Below are 21,477 nucleotides of genomic sequence, written 5' to 3' on the forward strand. Positions count from 1 at the left end.
GCCGCTATTTGCATAGCGGCCTTTTGGTTTTATCAGAGCTGTTCGGACAGCCAGTCGCGTGTGATACGAAGATCATCCTTTACAAGCCCATGACCGACACCCGGCAAACGACGACTATCAAGGCTGGCCTTGCCTTCATCTAACGCCTGTTCCAGAGGCCCAGACAAGCCACTATAGAGATCGTCAGCCCCACTCAAAAGCAACACCGACGTATCCGACAAGTCAGCTTTGGGAGCCTGTTCAAGCACCTCAATGCCGCGCAGCAACACCGCCTTACGCACAATGTGCGGGTGAAGCCGCATAAAGGCAGCAATCAGATTGGCACCATTGGAATAGCCAAGGAATGCCATTCGATCCGGGTCAAGACCATAGGATTTCACCGCACCGTGAATGAAAGCCTCGAATGCTTCAGATTCAGAACGAATGTCAGCCTGATCGAACCGATCCATCGTGATACGGCGGAACCAGCGCTGTGTGCCTTCTTCAATGCTGCGACCACGCACACCTAACAATGTGGCACGCGGTGCTACCTCATGGGCAAGCGGCATCAGATCATTTTCATTGCCGCCCGTTCCATGCAAAAGCACCAGCGTCGTTCCATCCGGATTTTCCGGCACATGAACACGATGCACGAAAGGCAAATCGCGATAGATCACCCGCTCCTCACCCGGCGCTGAGAATTGTGGCATGCGCATACGAATTGCAGCTTCCTGCTGCTCGTTACCCGGAGGCACAAACAGCGTCTGCCCAAGCGCATCAACCGGCTCGTCAATGGTAAAACCAGGGCCGTCGGTTGCAAGCTCGAACAAAGTGCCGCCCGGTTCGCGAACATAGAGCGAAGCAAAATATTTGCGGTCATGGACATTGGTTTCGCTGGAATTGAGCGAAGCTAATTCCTTCTCCACCCGTTCCACTTCGGCCATATCTGTTGCACGGAAAGCAACATGATCAGCAATGCCCGTGCCGGGAATACCCGGCCAGAAGCCTGTTGCATCACGCACATCAATCGCATCGCCTGAATCGGACACCAGACGATCGATATTGCCTTCCTTGGCGTGCGCACGGAAACCGAAATAACGCTCAACGAAGCTGACGGTCTGCTCTGGCTTTTCGGACAGGATCGTGGCCGAACGAATGCGGCGAACCGCATGCTCTGCTGGAACATCGCCCGAAACCCATGCATCATTGGCGGCAAGATCGCTGCCAACAAGCTTGACGATCACGCCATCAGGATCACGCAGTCGCAGCACTGGCTCGCCAAATTCCTGCACCGGACCTTCCGACTGCACATGATAGCGCAAGGCGCGCTCCAACCAGAAGCCAACAGAAGTGCGATCAATGGCAAGCGCAATTTCGCTGACCTGACCGTGACCGATGCGTCCGCGTGCACCATCTTCCCAGACGAGGAAGGTGATCAGCGAACCGGGCGTCCCGGAACGGTCGCCATAAAATAGATGCAACTGTTCAGCGTCTTCGAAGCCGCCTGTCTGTTTGACAATACGCAAGCCCAGAAAGCCCGCATAGAAATCGACATTGGCCTGAACCTTGCGCGTAATCATAGTCAAATGATGAATGCCGCTGGTCATAGTTCTAACTCCCGCATTTCTTGGCGGCAATGTCCTGATGGATTGGATTGCCGCAAAACTGATGTTGCAGGAGAGATAGTTCACATTTCCGCGATTGCCTATACGGTGACGCGGCAACGCACTGTCAACAAATAAGGGATTTTTTGGGGAAGTTTAAAAAAGAAAAAGGCCGCGCGGGAGGAGGATGCGCGGCCTGATCTTGAATACGGCTGGGAGGAGGAGTGCCGTATCCGTCATCGGGTTCTGGGAGGAGGAGTGAACCCGATGGTCAATGTTTACCCTGAGCCTCTTTATTCAACAACGGCCAATAACGCATAACAGTTATGCAAATACGCCGATGCTTAAGTTTGTTGCAAAATTACGAACATAAAAAACCTGCTCACAGAATGAGCAGGTCGAGAAAATTATTCTGCAAAAACAGTGTTTCAGAGAAGATGTGCGATGAAGGGCGCAGCCAGAACATTGACTAATCCGACGAGAACCATCACGAGACCGGCGATTGAGCCTTCTTCTCTGCCGATCTGATGCGCCTTGGCGACGCCTGCGCCATGCGCACCCATGCCAAACAGTGCGCCGCGCGCAAGCGTTGATCGCAGTGGCAACCAGTTGAGCATGAGTTCACCCAGTGCTGCACCAAACACGCCGGTAATAACCACAAAGATCGCCGTTAGATCAGGAGTGCCGCCAATGTCGCCGGAAACCGTCATGGCAAAAGGCGTACTCATCGAGCGCGGCATCAGGCTAAGACTGATCGCTTCATTAAGGCCAAGCAGATGCGCTAAACCCCATGCAGAGAGCATGGCAGACGAGCTGCCCATCACCACACCAACCAGCAGAACCGGCCAATAACGGCGAATGGTTGCACGCTGCTGATAGATCGGGATGGCGAAAGCAACCGTCGCAGGGCCAAGCAGCGCCACAAGCCAATGCGTTGCGCCAAAATAGCTGCGGTAATTTTCATTCATGCCAATAAGAAGCGCCATCAACAATAATGGCGTGACGGCAAGCGGCGTCAGCCACCACATAGGAAAGCGGCGATAAACGCGCTTTGCCGCCAGATAAAGCAGGATTGTGGCTGCCGACCAAAACAGCATCGCCACATAGGGGTTACTTAGCGGCATAACGCACACTCAGGCGGTAGCACATATCAACTGTCAGCGCAGTAACGGTCATGACGGTGAGTGTGCCAACCAGAATGACGGCCATGATCTTCACGCCGAGCATTCCAAGCAGTTCCTGATGCTCAAGGACGGCAAGCACGGCAGGCACAAAGAACAACAGCATTTCTGCCAGAAACCATTCAGCACCGCGCTTCATGCTGAACAGGCTAATGCGTCCGCTCAGAAGCAAAGCCAGAACCAGTGCCATGCCGACAATACCGCCCGGCAGCGGCAGGCCGACCAGGCGGACAAACGCTTCACCTGCCAGCCAGAAACCGAACAGTGTCGCAATCTGCATCATGCGGCTGTTGTGCAGCGCATAGCGAAAACGAACTGTCAGATTATGGGTGCTCATGGTCATGTTCCAATGCAGGTGTTGTGAATTCACTATAGGCGGAGCATCGCCATTCCAGAAATGAATTGATTTCATTGCAGCTATTCCATAATAGAATAGCTTATGAACTTACGTGGCTTTCAGGCTTTCGTGGAAGTGGTGCGCCAGGGCGGCTTTTCGGCTGCTGCCCGCACCATCAATGCCACCCAATCCACCGTCAGCAAGACGGTGCGTCAGCTCGAAGAAGAACTCGGGCTGATTCTGCTTGACCGTGAAGTTACCCCTCCCCGGCTGACAAATGCAGGCGAGATCGTCTATCGCCGGGCTATTGCCATGCTGACCGAAAAGGACGACATGCTGAGCGAGCTTGGCGAATTGCGCGGCTTGAAGCGCGGCCTTCTGCGGCTGGGCCTTCCGCCAATCGGTTCCAGCGTGTTGTTCGCCCCGGTCTTTGCAGCCTTTACCAAGCTTTACCCTGACATCGATATCCAACTTGTCGAGCATGGCAGCAAGCGCCTCGAAGAATTACTGCTAGCGGGCGACGTCGAACTGGCCGCATCGCTGTTGCCTGTTGAGGAAAGCTTCGAATGGCAGGCCGTCCGCTGCGAGCCGGTGGTCGCATTGCTTCCAGCCAATCACAGCTTCACCGATGATGGCGGCATTCCCTTGTCTGATATTGCCAGCCTGCCCTTCATTCTTTTTGAAAGCGGCTTTGCGCTCAATCATATCATTCTCGATGCATGCCATCAGCGTGGATTGTTTCCGCACGTGGCCGTGCGTTCCAGCCAGATCGATTTTATTGTCGAGCTGGTGGCCGCTGGCATGGGCATTGGCTTCTTGCCGCAAATGATCGCTGAACAACGCAAAAGCCCCGGCATCCGCATCCATCGTATCAGCGATGTGGAAATGAACTGGGACATGGCACTGGTCTGGCGCAAGGGTGCGTTTCTCTCGCATGCTGCAAGAGCATGGCTTGCGCTTTGCAAAGGCGAAAACAGCAGCGCCCAGACCTGACATCAAGACTTGAAAGCAAGCGCCACACGCCTATCTCGATAGATTATACCGACGTCAGTGAGCTTTGCTCAGCACACACCATAAGGCTTTAAGAGGAGGCCATCATGGAAGGTCAGGTCATATTCTACAAAGACGACAGGATCATTTACCGGCATCATGTTGAAGTGCACGACGATGATTATTCAAAGGGCGTCAACGATGCCCTCATCGCCTTTCAGCGCAACTATGCCGGTTTCGACCTTGCAGGCGATGACATTCACATCCGCTTCAAGAAGCCAGGTGAGGTTTAACGCCTAGAAAAGATCAGACGAAAGCAGCTTCGTGGGCGACACGGCGAATATCTGCGCGTGACAGACCGAGATCGGACAATTCGCGGTCGGTGCAACCGCTCAGCTCGCGCAGATTTTCGCGATACTGCATCCAACGGGAAAACTGAGTGCGAAGGTGGTTCATAATGGTATCCCCTTATGTTGAGCATCTTTTCAGTGCTGCATTTTTACCTTCCTCCCAAGATGAAGCTTCTGCCTTTTCAATCAGTTTGAGAAGTGCATAAACTGCATGGCTGCGTTGTCAGAACCTAGGCCCTGATGGTAAACAATCTCACGAAAGCCGTATGAGGACGCGACAAAAGTGATCAGAAAAAATGACCTCAACTGCGTGAGACATAGCTTCAAACGCATAATCGACGTAATTTGATTAAATCTGATTGTCTAAATTAACAGAACAAGATTTCCTAACATATGAATAAGACACTTTTTATTGTCGGGAACGGCCCGGTTGGCCGAGATATGTCGGCAGAAATCGATTCCGCTGACCTTGTTATTCGCTTTAACGAACCACGCGTTTCTCTGGGAATGACAGGCACAAAAACCGACATGCTGATGCTTGCGACATCGAGCAAGCAAATGGAAGAATGGATCAAAAATCCAAACTTCATCAATTCGGAAATTGTTCGCAATACGCCGGAGGTTTTGTTCGCCTTTCACCCAAGCATCATCAAACGGTTTCATCATCACCCGAATTTCCTGTCGCGCCTCAAAGGTCGCCGTGCAGATTGGACGAATGAAGCCATCGATTATTTCGGCCGCGCGGGAAAAAAGATTCGCATCATGCCATCACAGGACTACTTCTCGGTTTGCGACGAATTGGGAATTGGCGCTGATCGGATGAAAGAAGTGTTTCCAAGCACCGGATTCTTTGGCATCTGGCTCGCTTTGCGCAAATATTCACTACCCGACTGGGACATAAAGATCTGCGGCTTTAGTTGGGAAGGCTGGAAGCGTCACGATTGGGCGGCTGAACGCAAATGGATCGAAGAAAAGATCGCCTCGGGAGCCTTGATTAAAGCAGACTGATAAGAGCGACTTGCGCAAATTGAGCGCATAACAGATATAGAGGGCTATTCTAGCTCGCTTTACTTTATGCGCTCAGGTTCGACATGAATATCAAGGCCTTCATCATTCACTTGGCGCGCGCGAGCGATCGCAGGCCGCAAGTCGCAAAACTTGTCCAGGAACTGCCTGTTAAAACAGAAGTCATCGATGCCGTTGATAGCCGCACTTTGCCAGACGCAGACATAAAGCGCGTCTATAAGCGCAAGCTGCATGCCCCGCGCTACCCGTTTAAACTAAGCAAAAATGAGATCGCCTGTTTCTTATCGCATCGCAAAGCGTGGCAAGCGATTGTCGATCAGGGGCTCGATGCGGGCTTTGTCATTGAAGACGACATTGAACTGACCGATGTTTTCAATGCGGCCTTTCAGGCTGTCACCAATCATTTCGAGCCGGGCAGTTTTGTGCGCTTCACGTTCCGCGACCGCGAACAGGGTCGTGAAGTTTTCCGTAATGACCAACTCCGCATCATCATCCCAAACCCGATTGGGCTTGGCATGGTGGCGCAACTTGTCAGCTTTGATGCCGCTAAGAAACTCTTGGCTGCGACAGAGCAATTTGACCGCCCCGTTGATACGACAGTGCAAATGCGCTGGGTAACCGGATTACAGCCGCTTGCTGTCATTCCGGGTGGTGTCAAAGAAATCTCAGCACAGCTTGGCGGCACGACAATCCAGCACAAGAAATCCTTCAAAGACAAGCTTGCACGCGAAATACTGCGTCCGATTTACCGGATGCGTGTGCGCAACTTCTCTGCCAGATCGAAGTGAGAAACATGGCTGTTCCTGTTCTTCTTTATCATCAGATTGCGCCGCTGCCGCACAAGAAGGTTCCGTTTCGCGGGCTTTGGGTGCATCCCGACAAGTTCCGCAGCCAGTTGGCATGGCTGAAAAGGCTTGGCTATCAAGGCCTCTCGCTGCGTGATGCTATGCCCTATATCAAAGGCGAAAAGACCGGCAAGGTTGCAGTCATCACCTTTGATGACGGTTTTCTCAACAATTATGAGAATGCCCTGCCCGTGCTTTCGGAGTTTGGCTTTACCGCAACCAATTATTTTGTCGCAAATCAGGTGGGTGGCAGCAATGTCTGGGATAATGCGGTCGGCGTTCCGCTTTCGCCCTGCATGTCAGTTGCACAGATGCGCGAATGGGCGGCTCTTGGCCATGAAGTGGGTGCGCATACGCTTGATCACGTCAATCTCGAAAAAACACCCGATGACGAAGCCCGCCGTCAGATCGCGGAATGCAAGGCCAAACTTGAAGACATGCTCGGATCAGAAGTAACCAACTTCGCCTATCCTTATGGCGGCAACCTGCCGATCCATAGGGAAATGTGCCGTGAAGCGGGATATGAAACTGCAACAACAACAGTTCATGCACGCGCAAGGGCGACTGACGATTTTTTCGGCATGCCGCGGGTCTATGTTCGCCGCCGCGATTCAGCGCCAAAATTCATTTATCGTCTGATGACGCGTTAGAGCAGGTCGCATTTTTTCGTACCCACCGCCGCGGCTCCAGCGCGTCTTTTACAACGCATTTCATTATCAAAAATTAGCTCCCACTTTTTCGCAACATGCTAAAAAACCCTGCTATTTGTTTGATTTAGATCAATGCAGCTTCACGAAAACGTGGCAAATTGCCCATCATTGCGCCATGGACGCAGAGAAACAAAAGCGGTACTAGATCAATAACAAGGAGCGTTTAATGGACTATCGCCGGTTTTTTGAAGAAGCGATCGACCAGCTGCACGCCGAGAAACGTTACCGCGTTTTTGCTAATCTTGAACGCATTGTTGGACGTTTCCCCCGCGCTACCTGGCGTACCAATGGCACAGCACGTGAGATCACCGTTTGGTGCTCGAACGATTACTTGGGCATGGGGCATCATCCCGATGTTATCAAGGCTATGTGCGACACTGCCAATTCTACAGGTTCTGGCGCAGGTGGCACCCGCAATATTTCGGGCAACAATCACCCGCTCGTTGAGCTTGAAGCCGAACTTGCCGATCTGCATGGCAAAGAGGCTGGTCTCGTGTTCACATCTGGCTTTGTTTCCAACGAAGCTTCGATTTCGACCATAGCACGATTGCTGCCAAACTGTCTGATCCTTTCTGACGAGCTGAACCACGCTTCGATGATCGAAGGTGTGCGTCGTTCCGGTGCAGAGAAAAAGATTTTCCGTCACAATGACGTTGAGCATCTCGAACAGCTTTTGAAAACTGCGGACCATTCCCGCGCCAAGCTGATCGTGTTTGAATCCGTTTATTCGATGGATGGCGATATCGCGCCAATCGAAAAGATTGCCGATCTGGCCGATAAATATAACGCCATGACCTATATTGATGAGGTCCATGCAGTTGGCATGTATGGCGCACACGGCGGTGGCATCACCGAACGCGACGGCCTTGCAGATCGCATCGACATCATCGAAGGCACACTCGCCAAGGCATTCGGCGCTCTGGGTGGTTACATCACCGGATCACGTGCGATTATCGATGCCGTGCGCTCTTATGCACCGGGCTTCATCTTCACGACATCGCTGCCGCCAGCAGTCGCTGCTTCCGCCACCGCTGCAATCCGTCACCTCAAGACTTCACAGGTCGAGCGCGATGGTCAGCAGCGTCAGGCGCAGCGCGCCAAAGACGTTCTATCCGGTGCCGGTTTCCCGGTTATGCCTTCGGAAACCCATATCGTGCCAATTCTGGTTGGGGATCCGGAACTTTGCAAGAAAGCCAGCGACCGTCTGCTCGACGTGCATGGCATCTACATTCAGCCGATCAACTATCCGACTGTGCCGCGCGGCACAGAGCGTCTGCGCATCACGCCATCGCCGTTGCATGACGACGCACTAATTGATGGCCTGAAAGATGCGCTGCTCGAAGTGTGGAATACGCTCGGCATTCCATTTGCTGAGCCAGACGCACCAAAAGCAGCGAATTCGGACCGCATCATTCCGCTGATGGTTTCCAAAGCGGGCGGCTGATCAGTTCAGCAATAAAGCATCTAAAAAGGCCGGTTTTCACCGGCCTTTTTGCTTTCAGAGACCATTGATCCAGCGAACCAATCTTGCAGCAGCCTCATCGATTTGCTGCGGATCACGACAGAAGCAAAGACGGAAATAGCCCTCGCCGCCCACGCCAAATGCACTGCCGGGTGCAAGACCAACATTGGCATTATCGACCATATCGATTGCTGCTTTAACCGAATCCGTCACGCCATCAACGCCAAAGAACAGATAGAACGCGCCCTGCGGTGGCGTCAGGCGGACTTTGCCCGTTTCCTGCAAGGTCGCACACAAGCGATCCCGCGTTGAACGTGCGCGCTCAACCTGCATCGCAATAAATTCATCACCATGATCAAGGGCGGCTACCGCACCACGCTGCATAAACTGCGCCACGCCAGAATTGGAATATTGGATCATATTCTCAATTGCTGGCCCAATGGACGGATGCACATTCATCCAGCCCACGCGCCAGCCGGTCATCGCCCAGTTTTTTGAGAACGAATTGACGAAGATAATGCGATCATCCGACTCCATGATATCCATGAAGGAAGGGGCGCGACCACCGCCATAATAGAAGTGGGTGTAGATCTCGTCTGCAATAATCCAGATGCCCTTTTCGCGCGCGAGATTGAGAATATAGCGCAGGGTTTCAATATCGGCCGTCCAGCCAGTAGGATTGGATGGCGTATTGATGAAAAGAGCACGTGTACGTGGCGTAATGGCTGCCGCGATTTTTTCAGGGTCAAGCACCCAGCCATTCGCACCGAATTCGAGCTCGACAGGCACTGGAACAGCGCCGGACAGACCTGCTGCACCAACGAAATTAGGCCATGCCGGTGAAAGATAAATCGCTTCTTCGCCTGCACCCGTGGTCGCTGTCAGCGCCATTTCAATGGCGTGCATGCCAGAGCCGGTGACGTAGAAATTTTCGGCCTTGAACGGCTGTGGGAAATGACGTTCGTGATAACGAACCAGCGCTTCGCGCAGATCGGGAATACCAGCCTGCCATGTATAGAAGGTTTCGCCATCTGCTATGGCCTTCTGTGCAGCGTCACGAATAAAATCAGGTGTCGGCAGATCACCCTCACCCACCCAGAGAGGAATTATTCCCGGCTTGCCCCGGCCATGATTGGCGACAGCAACAATACCACTATCCGGTGCTTCAGCTGCTTCACGACGGAGATCAGTAAAAAGCGTCATTTGTTCCCACATAATTCAATTTTGATTGCTCCTGCTTAGCAAGGCGCAACCATGAAATCATGTGGTATTTTGTGATGATCCGATCATTCAAATTGATGGATCAAATAAAAACGGGGCCAAAAAGACCCCGTTCTAAATTAGCTATTTGAAAGCAATTAAGCTTTGCTCTGCTTTGCCAGAAGATCGCGGATTTCTGCGAGCAGAACTTCTTCACGCGGAAGCTCAGCAACAGCTTCTGGCTTTGCTTCTTCCTTCTTCTTAAGCTTGTTCATGCCCTTAACGACAAGGAACAGAACCCAGGCAATAATCATGAAGTTGATGAGCAAGGTGACGAAATTGCCGTACGCAATGGTTGCACCGGCTTCACGAGCTGCGGCAAGTGTTGGCCGTGGATCGCCAGCAAGCTGGATATACATATTGGAGAAGTCGATACCACCCGTCACCAAACCAATGATTGGCATAATGATGTCATTGACGATCGAGTTAACAAGGCCACCAAACGCGCCACCGATGATAACACCAATGGCCAAATCAACCATATTGCCCTTGAGAGCAAATTCTCTGAATTCTTTCAACATTAGTCTGTATCCCTCTCGAACACGAGCTTAACCGGGGCCGTCCTTGCTGCGGATAAGCATCGCCAGATAAAATCTTCGCTTCGAACGCTAGAGACCGGGAGGATCACCAAAGTTCTGTCCCTAGATTGTAGACTAAAACATTCAAAGAAAAGATGAACTTTCAAAATACATCGTTTAGAGGGGGCTTTTTTCGATTTTTCTAATGTTTAGGCAACTTGCGGCTTCAAATTAGCTGCTTTTCGCATCGTTTAAGTGGCGAATCGTTTGGTTGCCTCAATCAGCTCATGCATGATGCCCGGCTCAGTAACGGAATGTCCGCTGTCTTCAACGATCTTGAGATCGGCTTCCGGCCACATCTTTTTCAATTGCCAAGCATTGATAAATGGCGTGCAGATATCATAGCGGCCATGAACGATCACGCCCGGAATCTGGCGGATACGGTCAACATTACGAAGAAGCTGATCGTCACTTTCAAGGAAACCGCGGTTTTGGAAATAGTGGCATTCAATACGCGCGAAAGCGACAGCATAGAGGTCTTCACCAAAAGCCTCAACACGCGCAGGATCGGGCTGGACGGACAGCACAGAACCTTCCCACCGCGCCCATAAACGAGCGGCTGCCAACTGCACTTGCGGATCGCGATCCGTCAGACGCTTATAATAAGCCGCAATCATATCGCCGCGTTCTTCTTCCGGGATATGGTCCTGATAGGCTTCGAAATGATCCGGGAAAATAATGCTTGCGCCATTGGAATACATCCAGTCGACTTCAAAGCGACGCACCATGAAGATGCCGCGCAGAATCATATCCGACACGCGCTCTGGGTGCGTTTGGGAATAAGCGAGACCCAGTGTTGAACCCCACGAGCCGCCAAAGACCTGCCACTTATCGATACCGAGATGGGTGCGGATAAGCTCCATATCGGCCACGAGATCCCAAGTGGTATTCTCGCGCAGTTCTGCATGGGGCGTCGAACGCCCACAGCCGCGCTGATCGAATAGGATCATGCGATACTTTTCGGGATCGTGCAGACGACGCATAGCGGGCGTGATGCCACCGCCCGGACCGCCATGGATCATGATCACGGGTTTGCCATCAGGATTGCCGCATTGCTCAACATAGATACGATGCAAAGCCGACACTTGCAGCATCTCTTCCTTGAAGGGCACAATCTCCGGATATAGCGTATTGCGTGTCATGTAAGGCCTTTTCGTTTCCACCAAGGTCGCTGTTTCAAACCCAAAATTAGCGTATAATGCGGCCATAAGGGGGCAATGCGACATAAGTTCCGGCTAATTAGTGCTATTTTTAGTTGCGAGAGACGAAAAACGGCATAAAACGAAAGCGTTGCATGTCACCATGCATCGCTCGGGGAGGACTTTCAGAATGGCGTGCGAGGCTTATGCAGTTTATCATCGCTGACGATCATCCGCTTTTCAGGGGAGCGCTGAGACAGGTTCTGTCGAGCTTGCCGGAAGAAGCAACAGTCATTGAAGTCGGCGATTTCGATGCTGCAAAAAGGCTGGTCACGGATGGCGGCGACATTGATTTGTTGTTGCTTGATCTGACCATGCCGGGCGGCACCGGCCTGTCTGGTTTGGTGACACTGAAAGCGCTTGAACCCGCGCTGCCGATTATCATTGTCTCCGCAACTGACGACGCCACCACAATCCGCCATGCTATTGAGCTTGGCGCATCGGGCTTTATTTCCAAATCTGCCAGTATGGAAACCATTGGCGAGGCCGTGCATGCCGTGCTTGCTGGCGATATCTGGACACCATCCGATATTGATATTGATGAAGCGCGCGACCCTGAAATTGAAACGCTGATTGCCAAGATCAGGACGCTCACCCCACAGCAAACCCGTGTGCTGACCATGCTTGCGGAAGGTTTGCTCAACAAACAAATCGCCTATGAACTGAATGTCTCAGAAGCCACCGTCAAAGCGCATGTATCGGCTGTTTTGCAGAAGCTCGGCGTGGATAGTCGCACGCAGGCGGTCATTCTTCTCTCACGTATCGGCAGCGATGCGCTGACTATTGAGCCAAGCTAAGAACTTTATTCAGCGGCAGCGGAGCGCTGATGCAATGCGCTCGATAGAAGCGAGCGCAGAGCTGCCGGTCGCAATGGCTTATTGAGCACAGTGACAATCTCTTCTTCAGCACGCCTACGCACTTCCTTTGAGCGATCAGCAGTCAGAAGAATTGCCGGAACCTCGCTGCCGAAATTCTCGCGTGCAAAGCCAATCAGATCCAACCCGTTTTCATGATCGAGATGATAGTCGGCCACGATAATATCCGGTGGAACTTCGCGCTCAACGCAATAAACCTTCAGGCCTGAGCCGTTACGAAGCGTTGTGAGATTGCAGCCCCAACCACCCAGCAATGTTTCCATGCCGGCCAAAATATTCGCGTCATTGTCGATACACAGCACATCAAGGCCTGCTAGGCTCGATGAACGCTTGATGCCCTTACGATTAGCCACTTCCTCAACCGGCACTGCTTCGTAACTAACCGGAATACGAATAGCAAACACGCTACCCTTCCCAGATGTAGACGTGAAGGTCAGCGGCAGTTCAAGCATGCGCGCAATACGATCAACGATGGACAGGCCAAGACCCAAACCTTCGGCCTCTCGCATGCCTTCATCCAGACGCGTGAACTCGCGGAAAACCAGTTTCAGTTTCTGCTGGGGGATGCCGATGCCCGTATCCAGCACTTGCAATTCGATGAAATCACCTCTGCGGCGAACGCCGAATAGAATCCCGCCTTTGCGGCTATATTTGATCGCATTGGAAACCAAATTCTGAATGACACGGCGCAGCATATTACGGTCGGTCTTGACCACGATGCTCGACGGCACGGCGCGAAGTTTAAGTCCTTTCTTGCGCGCCATCGGCGTGAAGTCAGTCGCAATCTGGCTCAAAAGCCGGTCAAGGCGGAATACGGTTTCCTCGGGTTTCAACGCGCCTGTATCGAGCCGCGAAATATCGAGCACCATGCCCAGAATGGCCTCGACCGATTCAAGCGAACTGTCGATATTACGCGCAAGCTGGCTTGTTTCGGCACGACCAAGCTTTTCGGCCAATGCAGTACTATAAAGCCGTGCAGCATTGAGCGGTTGCAGGATGTCATGGCCTGCTGCTGCGAGAAAGCGCGTTTTGCCAAGATTGGCTTCTTCAGCAACGCTCTGCGCCTTGGCAAGTTTCTGATTGACCAGCGTTAGTTCTGCCGTCCGATCCACCACGCGTTGTTCAAGCACTTCTGCCTCGTGCTGGCGCATTTTGTCGGCTTCGACTTCGGCGGTGATATCCGTATAGGTCGCAACAAGACCACCATCGGGCATTGGGTTGGAGTTGATTTCCAACACCTTGCCGGTTGATTTCAGCGTCAATCGCCATGGCTTGCGCAAGGTTGCCAGCGACCGGATAGCGGCATTTTCTGCACTGGCGCTCAAGTCACCACTGCGTACCAGATGCTCGCCAATTTCAGATACCGGAATGCCGACCTGCATGACTTCGTCGGGCAGTTCAAGCAGCTTTCTAAACTGACGGTTCCAGCATGTGAGGCGCAAATCCTTATCAAGAACCGTGATACCCTGATCCATCTGATCGAGCGCGATTTGCAAGAGGTCGCGGTTTTGTTGCAGGGCAACCGAAGCATCATCGAGCAATTGCCGCGCATCGCGCGCGGAAGCATCATTGCGCTTAAACAACAGCGACAAAACCAGACGGGCCGATGAAGAACCAACAGCCGTGCCAAGTAGCTGCTCGGCATAACGGATCAGCGGCGTATCGACCATCATGCCGGGATCAAGCTTGCGCTGCTCACGCCCTTCAAAGCGGATGAAGGCGCGTTCTACGCGTTCAGCACCCAGATAGCGCGACATAGTGGCTTTGAGTTCTGCGACCGTGACGGTGGTACGCAAGCGTTTGAGCGTTGGTGCCGCAATCGAATAGCGGGGCAGAAAAATACTGGCCTGAATGCGCTCCAGTGGGGTGGAAGCCCGCGACAGCGAACCAAGAATATAAAACAGCGTGTTGGCGGCCAGGCTCCAAATCACGCCATGGGTCAACGGCAGTGCATCGGTGCCAAACAGGGCTTCGGGCCGCAGGGCGGTCAGACCGAGGAAGCCTTCACGCAAGATAGCTGCATTTTCCGGCGCGACCGTCGGCAGCAAAAGCGTATAGGCCCAGATTAAAAAGCCTGCCGAAAGGCCCAGCATCGCGCCGCGACCATTGGCATTGCGCCAGAACAACCCGCCGATGAAAGACGGCACAAACTGCGCGATGGCTGCAAAGGATATGAGGCCAATAGACGCCAGATGAATATTATTCGACGCCATGCGGTAATAGACAAAGGCCAGCGCCAGAATACCAACAATCGTCAGCCGCCTTGTGTTGAGAATGATCATGGTGAGATCACGCTGCTCGGTCGGGTGCCGCACAGCCAGTGTTCGAATGATCAATGGCAAGACCAGATGGTTGGAGATCATGATCGCCAATGCCACACAGGCAACAATCACCATCGCCGTTGCTGCCGACAAGCCTCCGAGAAACGCGACCAGCGCCAGCCAGTGTGCGCCAGCCGATAGCGGCAAAGCCAGCACATAAAGATCGCCACTCACCGTATTTCCGAGCGTCATCACGCCGATCAGCGCAATCGGAAATACGAAGATGTTGATCAGGATCAGATAGATCGGAAACAACCACGATGCCGTGCGCAGTTCTTTTTCGCTGCGGCTTTCAACGACTGTGACGTGGAACTGGCGCGGCAGCATGATGATGGCGGCTGCACTCAACATCGTATGCACAATCCAAGTGCCAATCGATGTTTCATAGTGGAATGCATCAAGGGCCGCTGGCGATTGTGAAATCTTGTCGATCAACTCACCGGGTGAGCCAAACAAGAAAAACGTACAGGCCAGACCAACCGTCAGAAATGCACAAAGCTTGATGACTGATTCGAGTGCAACAGCCAGAATAAGCCCGTTCTGGTGTTCGGTCGCATCAGTGTGCCGCGTACCAAACAGGATCGCGAAGACTGCAAGCACCGCTGCGACGGGTAATGAAATATCGCCAAATACAAAGGAAGACGGGTCAAAAGCTGAGCCGTAATGCTCCATGACCAGACCGACACTGCCCGAAACGGCTTTGAGTTGCAGCGCTATATAAGGAATGGAACCGACGGCAGCAATTGCCGTGGCAAGGGATGCTACGCCAAAGCTTTTGCCATAGCGAGCCGCCAGAAAGTCGGCAATCGAAGTGATATGTTCGGCCTTTGCCAGCCGCACAATATGGCGCAGCAGGCGGTTTCCGAGCGTGAAAACCAGAATGGGCCCGATATATATACCTAGGAACTCAAGCCCGCGTTGCGCCGACAGGCCAACCGAGCCGAAGAACGTCCACGAGGTGCAATAGACTGCAAGGCTCAGCGCATAAATATAGGGGCGCGGAGCAACGCTCCAGCGCGACGCACGTCTGTCACCAATGCTTGCCACAGCAAACAGCATCAACAGATACAGAAATGCGACGCCTATAATTCCCCAGCCCTGCATTGCCGGACTTTCCTCCCGTACTATTTAACCTCTATTGGAAAAACAGTATGAGGAAAGCAAGCATTTTCAGGCCATTGGCGCAAGCACTACTAAATACCGATGCGGCTACTGTGGAAGGTTGCCCGCTGGCTTTTCTGGCTCACTGTCAAAGCTTTTCGTGACGTCTATGAAGCGGCGCATGAAGCGTTCCATATAACCAAGCGACTGTTCAAACTCAGCTTCCGACGGCAGTTTCGACGGAGAGGCTGATGCAGTTCCGGCATCAATCGCCGCAAACTTATCTTCAAGCTTCTTCACGCGATCCTGCAAATCGGAAATGTCGTTCTCATAAGCCTCACGGTCTTCAGTCGCCATTTTGCAGATAAGCTGGCCCTGCTGCTCATTACAGACCGACAGCGCACCTGTTCGTGTATCGAGCCGCACATAGCCGGTTTCGGTGCCTTCGAGGCGATAACGCCCGTTTTCCTGAGCATATGCACTGCTTGCAACAAAGCTTGCACCAAGCACTGAAGCCATTGCGACTGCACAAATTTTACCACTCATAATTCACCTCCTTTAGAATACTTTTTTAAGCGCATCTTGTCCGAAAACCGCTTCACACTTTTCGGGATGCGCTTGAGCACTCCCCATCATATGGGAGCTATGCAAGAAAAACGAACAAGTCATGCTTTGATTTTCCGATAAATTCGGGCTAGAGAGCCGCTATGACCAAAACGACCATCTACAAGATCGCCCCGCGCGATCTCTGGGCGCAGGCGGAAGCGACTGGCAATTTTACCGGGGCACCCGTTGATATTGCCGATGGCTATATCCATTTCTCCACCCATGAACAGGTGCGCGAAACAGCCGCCAAGCATTTTGCCGGGCAAGCCGATCTGCTGCTAATAAGCGTGGATGCGAGAGCTTTAGGTGTCGCGCTGAAATATGAAGCCTCGCGTGGCGGGGCATTGTTTCCGCATCTTTATGACGTGCTGCCAGTGTCGGCAGTGGTAAAAGTCGAGCCATTGACGCTCGACGACAATGGTCTCCATATCTTCCCGGAGCTTGAGGGTTAATGAGCGGATTTTTTGAAGCAATCGGTCGACGTGCATTGTTTACGCTCGACGCCGAGCAAGCGCATGGTCTGTCCATCGCCGGTCTGAAAACAGGTATTGTTACCTGTAGCCGCCCGCATGATCCTGCCCTTTCGGTCAAGATTGCAGGTTTGCAGTTTCCAAATCCGGTTGGCATGGCCGCTGGCTTCGACAAGAACGCCGAAGTGCCGGATGCGCTATTGAAAATCGGCTTTGGTTTTACCGAAGTCGGCACGCTGACACCTCGCCCGCAGAGCGGTAATCCGCGTCCGCGCATTTTCCGTCTGGTCGATGATCATGCCGTCATCAACCGTCTTGGCTTCAACAATGAAGGCCATGATGCAGCGTTTAAGCGCCTGTCACAGCGCGCTGGCAAGACCGGCATTGTTGGTGTGAATATCGGTGCCAACAAGGATGCAGAAGACCGCATTGGCGATTATGTCGCTGGCATTCGCAAGTTCTATCAGCTGGCTCGCTATTTCACCGTCAATATTTCATCGCCCAACACACCGGGTCTGCGCAATCTGCAATCAAGTGATGCACTGCGCGAACTTCTCTCGCGTGTGCTTGCTGCACGCGATGAAGAAGGCAAGATGTGCACGCTGAAGCGTCCGGTTTTCCTGAAAATCGCGCCAGATCTTTCAGACGAAGAGCTTGATGATATTGCGGCGGAAGCGCTTGAGCAGAAGCTCGACGGTATTATCGTTTCCAACACCACACTTTCGCGCAGTGGCCTGAAAAGTGCTGATAACCGCGAAGAGGCCGGTGGCCTTTCGGGTGCGCCGCTGTTTGAGCGTTCGACGATTATTCTCGCACGCATGCGTGAGCGCGTCGGCGCCGACATGCCGCTGATCGGTGTTGGTGGTATTGATAGTGCCGAAACAGCGCTTGCAAAAATCAGAGCCGGTGCTGATCTTATTCAGCTTTATACCGGTATGATCTATCGCGGTCCGGGCCTCGCATCAGACATCGTGCGCGGGCTTTCAGAAGCTGTGAAGTCCGCAGGCGTGGCCAGTATTGCTGATCTGCGCGACCGCGACACCAAGGAATGGGCCGCGCGTCGTCTTCCTGACTAAACTTCTCTTGAGCATGATCTTATTCCGAAAACCGGTTCCCACTTTTCGGGATCATGCTTTGAAGAATTCAGCTCTGTATCTACGCGGCAGTAACGCGAGAAGCGTTATGCCGCGGATTGACAAGAACAGATTAATTGCCAACCAAAGCCCGTGATTTCCCATCACGGGCTTTACTGCATAAAGCACCGCCAAAAAGAATATCAGCGAGAAGAACATCATGTTGCGCATATCGCGCGACCATGTTGCGCCGATATAGACCCCATCCATATGGAATGCGAGCAGGCCAGTAAGCCCGGTTAATGCCGCCCATGGCAAATATCTGATCGCCTCATCGCGCACGTCCTCGGCCTTGGAAAGAAGGCCGATAATCGCATCGCCAAACACCAGCAGGATCAGTGCAATCGCGCTCGCCATCACCAGTCCCCAAACGAAGGTAAGCTTGGCACCGCGCACAAAAGCCGGGCTGTAGCGCGCACCGACTGATCGACCAATGATCTGTTCGACGGCCGCTGCCATTCCATCCAGAAAGAAACCGCATACTAGGAAGAAGTTCATCAGAACAGCATTAGCCGCAAGCGTCACAGGTCCGAGTTCGGCTCCTGCGCGGGTGAAATAAGCAAAGGCTGTGAGCAGCAGGATCGAACGGATCATAATATCGCGATTAAGCGCGATCATTCGCACAATGCCCGTCTTATCCAGAATCTGCTTGATGTCAGGATGACGACCCGTCTGCTTATGGAAATGCCGCATGACGAGGAAGAGGCCGATGACTGCCGCAACAGTTTCACCCGTCACTGTTGCCCATGCAACACCGGCCACACCCCAGCCAAGTTCCAGCCCGAGAATGATGCAGAGCACAATATTGATGCCGTTGATCAGCACCTGAAGGCTGAGGCCCAGAATGCCCTGCCCGCGCCCAAGCAGCAGGCCAAGCACTGAATAATTAATCAGTGCTACTGGTGCTGAAAGCATACGGATCGACACATAAGTGACCATTGCTTCCTGCGTAGCAGGTGTCGGATGAATGAAATCCGATGCAATTTTCAATGTCAGCGGCAGGCTCAGGATCATCAGGATGCCTGCAGCAATGGCAATGACAATTGCCCGCCAGAAGATCGCCTGTTCTTCTGCCTTGTCACCCGCGCCCATCGCCTGCGCGACGAGGCCAGTGGTGCCGGAACGCAGAAAGCTGAACATGGTCAGCAGGAAGTCAAACACCAGCGCACCAATAGCCAGTCCGCCAATCAGCTCCGCCTGCCCCATCTGACCGACCACGCCCATATCCACCAGCCCCAGCAATGGGGTCGTGATAGCTGCCAGCGTCATCGGCACGGCGATCATCATCACCATGCGATTGGTCACTTCAAATGGTCTGGAAACAATGCTCTTATCGTGCAGCATATGATCCCCGGCTTTCCCAAATTTCAAACAAGATAAGGGAAAGCTCTATGCTGGAATCATTCAAAACGACAGAGAATTCGGCCACCGCATTGTCGCATCCCTGACAGCCTTATGTCAGGAGCGATGCGCATGAAATTTCTACAGGCCGAGCATCATCGCCCAGTACAGGCGGCGCGGATTATTTTCTGGCGTGGCCCATGCAAGCCCGTAATGGCTGAATGTCGGATCGAGCATGTTTTTACGATGCCCCGGTGATTTCATCCATGCATCAAACACGGCTTGCGTATTAGGCTGACCGGATGCAACATTTTCAGCCGCAGGGCCGCGAATGCCAGCCTGCTTAAGGCGCGACACAAAACCATTGCCCCACCCGACGGAGTGGCCGATCTTGCCGTGAGATGCCATACGGCGCGCCTGATAAAGCGCTGCTTTCTCAAGTTTGCTGTCAGTTGCCATTGAAGACAGGCCATTGGATTTGCGGATCTGATTAAACAGCGCCGTTGGATCAACATCGCCAGAGGCTGCTTCTGCATACCCCTTCGGCAGAGCTGCATAAGCGAGGGCGCCACCGACGAGGATCAGAAAACCGCGCCTTGAAAGAGTAAAGCCGTTATTCTGCTGCATTTTACCAGACCCTAAAATTCTAACTCACTTCCGATAGCTCAGGATTCGGAGCAAAATAAAGACGGGAATAACAACAGCTGCACCAAGGATCAGATAATCTGCAAAACCGGCAATTGCCGAGAAGCCCATATTCCACAGGCGCAGGACGAAATCGCGGATACCATAGAGAATGTCATAAGGCGTCCAGTGAAACGCACTCATAACCACGCCAACCACAAGCGAGATCAGAATAAGCTTGATCAGCGCGCGCGCAGGCGTATCGCCAAGAAAACGGTTTACACCATCAGACATGCAAATCTCCTGCATTCAGCATCTGCCAGAGCGGCAGTTTCGCTGCGGAAAATAGGTCGTCGGCACAGGATTCGCAAGTAATCTAGAGCGTGTCGCGCCCATGTGCCCTTATTGCGCTCGCTCTAGCTTCTTTTTTCCGCATGTTGTTATCGGAAAACCGGTTCCCACTTTTCCGCAACATGCGCCCGACATTCAATGTTCTTTGCGATAATCGCGCGGTGGCTTCTGCTTCTGGCGCACAAACGAACGGTTCATGCTGCGCGTATCCGTGAAACCACTTGCAACGGCCACTTCGAGCAATGACAGTCCGGTTTCAGACAGTAGCTCCCGAGCCTTCTTGACCCGCAATTCTTCGCGCACTTCAAATGCCGTACGGCCAATCGCCATGCGGAAACCGCGCTCCATCTGGCGCACGGAAATGCCGAGCTTTCGCGCCACATCAATCATCGGCACCGGCTCTTCCAGCGTTTCCTCGAAAATGCGGATTGCCTTGCGGATCATCGGCGAGCGCACCCCGTTGAAGCTTAACGCCGGTTGTTCCGAACGCACAAGCTCATAGGGGATCATCAGGATGGATGCGCTTTTGCGCGCCAGCTCCTCGGAGATTTCATTCTGGATAATCGAGAGCGACAGCGAAGCAGCACCCAGACCACCCGCGCAGGTATAGTGTCGTCCGCTGCGGTGAAACAGACTTGTCGTATCAGCTGAATAGCCATCGAAAAGATTGATAAAATCGTCATGGTGAAACCAGCTTACACAGCAATTGCGATCATCAAGCAACCCGCCTTCGGCAAGCAAAAATGCTGCCGTACAGAGCCCGACCACTGTCTTTCCACGCTTATCGGCACGCTTGATGAGATCAATCAAAGCCTGCTGGCGTGGACGATATTGCCCAAGAATACCACCAACAACGGCTACATAATCGCAGTCGTCCAGTTCACCAATGGGCGCGGTCGGTTCGATCACCATGCCGGAACTCGATGTGACCGGACCACCAGACAGGGTGCAGATTTTCCAACCGCAGCGGATTTGGCGGCTTTTATCGCGATCATCGGCTGCAAGGCGAAACGGGTCGAGAAACAGGCTCAATGCGGTCAGCGTAAAGCCCGGCAATGCGACAATGCCCACAGACAAACGACGCGCTGGCGTGTCCGTCGCGATTTCCCGCACCTCATCTTTCCCGTTTTTCAC

General features: G+C 52.9%; 22 protein-coding genes. 9 read left to right on the forward strand and 13 right to left on the reverse strand.

Translation table 11 applies throughout. The features are described 5' to 3' along the window. Positions 1 to 32: 32 nt before the first annotated feature. The 3 genes from ACOZHT_RS03175 to ACOZHT_RS03185 form a co-directional block, all read right to left on the reverse strand. A complete protein-coding gene (locus ACOZHT_RS03175; RefSeq protein ID WP_339513606.1) occupies positions 33 to 1,586 on the reverse strand; it encodes a VOC family protein in 1,554 nt (517 codons plus the stop codon). 425 nt (positions 1,587 to 2,011) lie between these two features. Next, positions 2,012 to 2,707: an LrgB family protein gene (locus ACOZHT_RS03180; RefSeq protein WP_310010904.1), complete on the reverse strand. Its 696-nt coding sequence runs from the start codon at positions 2,705 to 2,707 to the stop codon at positions 2,012 to 2,014. Beyond that, complete coding sequence (locus tag ACOZHT_RS03185) at positions 2,694 to 3,101, reverse strand: CidA/LrgA family protein (protein ID WP_339513608.1); 408 nt, start codon at positions 3,099 to 3,101, stop codon at positions 2,694 to 2,696. Before ACOZHT_RS03185 ends, ACOZHT_RS03180 begins: the two co-directional genes overlap by 14 nt. Positions 3,102 to 3,203: 102 nt before the next feature. Here ACOZHT_RS03185 and ACOZHT_RS03190 point away from each other — a divergent pair, with 102 nt between their 5' ends. Next, on the forward strand, positions 3,204 to 4,094 hold the full coding sequence (locus tag ACOZHT_RS03190) for a LysR substrate-binding domain-containing protein (protein WP_339513610.1): 891 nt from the start codon (positions 3,204 to 3,206) through the stop codon (positions 4,092 to 4,094). Between the two features lie 104 nt (positions 4,095 to 4,198). After that, positions 4,199 to 4,384, forward strand: a complete 186-nt coding sequence (locus ACOZHT_RS03195; protein WP_007873529.1) for a hypothetical protein — start codon at positions 4,199 to 4,201, stop codon at positions 4,382 to 4,384. Positions 4,385 to 4,397: 13 nt separating this feature from the next. On the opposite strand, the gene ACOZHT_RS03200 is transcribed toward ACOZHT_RS03195, so the two are convergent. Beyond that, positions 4,398 to 4,547, reverse strand: a complete 150-nt coding sequence (locus ACOZHT_RS03200) for a DUF1127 domain-containing protein (RefSeq protein WP_339513612.1) — start codon at positions 4,545 to 4,547, stop codon at positions 4,398 to 4,400. Between the two features lie 287 nt (positions 4,548 to 4,834). Between ACOZHT_RS03200 and ACOZHT_RS03205 the strand changes: the two genes are divergently transcribed. From ACOZHT_RS03205 to hemA, 4 genes are all read left to right on the forward strand, one after another. Next, positions 4,835 to 5,449: a glycosyltransferase family 29 protein gene (locus tag ACOZHT_RS03205; protein ID WP_310010907.1), complete on the forward strand. Its 615-nt coding sequence runs from the start codon at positions 4,835 to 4,837 to the stop codon at positions 5,447 to 5,449. An 83-nt stretch (positions 5,450 to 5,532) separates the two neighbouring features. After that, positions 5,533 to 6,255: a glycosyltransferase family 25 protein gene (locus ACOZHT_RS03210; protein WP_421565320.1), complete on the forward strand. Its 723-nt coding sequence runs from the start codon at positions 5,533 to 5,535 to the stop codon at positions 6,253 to 6,255. 5 nt (positions 6,256 to 6,260) lie between these two features. Beyond that, the gene (locus ACOZHT_RS03215; protein WP_339513616.1) at positions 6,261 to 6,962 is read left to right on the forward strand and encodes a polysaccharide deacetylase family protein; all 702 of its coding nucleotides are present in this window, start codon (positions 6,261 to 6,263) and stop codon (positions 6,960 to 6,962) included. A gap of 226 nt (positions 6,963 to 7,188) precedes the next feature. Further along, positions 7,189 to 8,466, forward strand: coding sequence for a 5-aminolevulinate synthase (gene hemA, locus ACOZHT_RS03220; protein ID WP_339513618.1), 1,278 nt, complete (start codon positions 7,189 to 7,191; stop codon positions 8,464 to 8,466). Positions 8,467 to 8,520: 54 nt separating this feature from the next. Here the strand turns inward: hemA and ACOZHT_RS03225 are convergent, their stop codons facing one another. The 3 genes from ACOZHT_RS03225 to pip form a co-directional block, all read right to left on the reverse strand. Beyond that, positions 8,521 to 9,687, reverse strand: coding sequence for a pyridoxal phosphate-dependent aminotransferase (locus ACOZHT_RS03225; protein WP_339513620.1), 1,167 nt, complete (start codon positions 9,685 to 9,687; stop codon positions 8,521 to 8,523). Positions 9,688 to 9,842: 155 nt separating this feature from the next. Next, positions 9,843 to 10,265: a large conductance mechanosensitive channel protein MscL gene (gene mscL, locus ACOZHT_RS03230; RefSeq protein WP_339513622.1), complete on the reverse strand. Its 423-nt coding sequence runs from the start codon at positions 10,263 to 10,265 to the stop codon at positions 9,843 to 9,845. 248 nt (positions 10,266 to 10,513) lie between these two features. Beyond that, positions 10,514 to 11,464 (reverse strand): prolyl aminopeptidase, encoded by a 951-nt coding sequence (gene pip, locus ACOZHT_RS03235; RefSeq protein ID WP_339513624.1) that lies wholly within the window; start codon positions 11,462 to 11,464, stop codon positions 10,514 to 10,516. 203 nt (positions 11,465 to 11,667) lie between these two features. Here pip and ACOZHT_RS03240 point away from each other — a divergent pair, with 203 nt between their 5' ends. Continuing rightward, the gene (locus ACOZHT_RS03240) at positions 11,668 to 12,318 is read left to right on the forward strand and encodes a response regulator transcription factor (protein ID WP_339513626.1); all 651 of its coding nucleotides are present in this window, start codon (positions 11,668 to 11,670) and stop codon (positions 12,316 to 12,318) included. A 5-nt stretch (positions 12,319 to 12,323) separates the two neighbouring features. Here ACOZHT_RS03240 and ACOZHT_RS03245 read toward each other — a convergent pair whose 3' ends face one another. Both ACOZHT_RS03245 and ACOZHT_RS03250 read right to left on the reverse strand, forming a co-directional pair. After that, on the reverse strand, positions 12,324 to 15,821 hold the full coding sequence (locus ACOZHT_RS03245; RefSeq protein WP_339513628.1) for a hybrid sensor histidine kinase/response regulator: 3,498 nt from the start codon (positions 15,819 to 15,821) through the stop codon (positions 12,324 to 12,326). A 105-nt stretch (positions 15,822 to 15,926) separates the two neighbouring features. Beyond that, positions 15,927 to 16,364 carry a hypothetical protein gene (locus ACOZHT_RS03250; RefSeq protein WP_339513630.1) on the reverse strand — a complete coding sequence of 146 codons (438 nt, stop codon included), beginning with the start codon at positions 16,362 to 16,364 and terminating at the stop codon, positions 15,927 to 15,929. 161 nt (positions 16,365 to 16,525) lie between these two features. Here ACOZHT_RS03250 and ACOZHT_RS03255 point away from each other — a divergent pair, with 161 nt between their 5' ends. Then, positions 16,526 to 16,876 carry a DUF952 domain-containing protein gene (locus tag ACOZHT_RS03255; protein WP_339513632.1) on the forward strand — a complete coding sequence of 117 codons (351 nt, stop codon included), beginning with the start codon at positions 16,526 to 16,528 and terminating at the stop codon, positions 16,874 to 16,876. Continuing rightward, positions 16,876 to 17,970, forward strand: a complete 1,095-nt coding sequence (locus ACOZHT_RS03260) for a quinone-dependent dihydroorotate dehydrogenase (RefSeq protein ID WP_421565321.1) — start codon at positions 16,876 to 16,878, stop codon at positions 17,968 to 17,970. The genes ACOZHT_RS03255 and ACOZHT_RS03260 overlap by 1 nt, the downstream gene beginning before the upstream one ends. A 51-nt stretch (positions 17,971 to 18,021) precedes the next feature. Here the strand turns inward: ACOZHT_RS03260 and ACOZHT_RS03265 are convergent, their stop codons facing one another. The 4 genes from ACOZHT_RS03265 to ACOZHT_RS03280 form a co-directional block, all read right to left on the reverse strand. Further along, on the reverse strand, positions 18,022 to 19,371 hold the full coding sequence (locus tag ACOZHT_RS03265) for an MATE family efflux transporter (RefSeq protein WP_421565322.1): 1,350 nt from the start codon (positions 19,369 to 19,371) through the stop codon (positions 18,022 to 18,024). A gap of 138 nt (positions 19,372 to 19,509) precedes the next feature. Continuing rightward, a complete protein-coding gene (locus ACOZHT_RS03270) occupies positions 19,510 to 19,995 on the reverse strand; it encodes a CAP domain-containing protein (protein ID WP_339513638.1) in 486 nt (161 codons plus the stop codon). Between the two features lie 24 nt (positions 19,996 to 20,019). Next, entirely contained in the window at positions 20,020 to 20,286 is a 267-nt protein-coding gene (locus ACOZHT_RS03275; RefSeq protein ID WP_339513640.1) for a DUF6460 domain-containing protein, read from the reverse strand. A gap of 192 nt (positions 20,287 to 20,478) precedes the next feature. Beyond that, positions 20,479 to 21,477 (reverse strand): GlxA family transcriptional regulator, encoded by a 999-nt coding sequence (locus tag ACOZHT_RS03280; protein WP_339513642.1) that lies wholly within the window; start codon positions 21,475 to 21,477, stop codon positions 20,479 to 20,481.

The organism is Ochrobactrum sp. EDr1-4 (assembly GCF_049199085.1).
Lineage (GTDB): Bacteria > Pseudomonadota > Alphaproteobacteria > Rhizobiales > Rhizobiaceae > Brucella.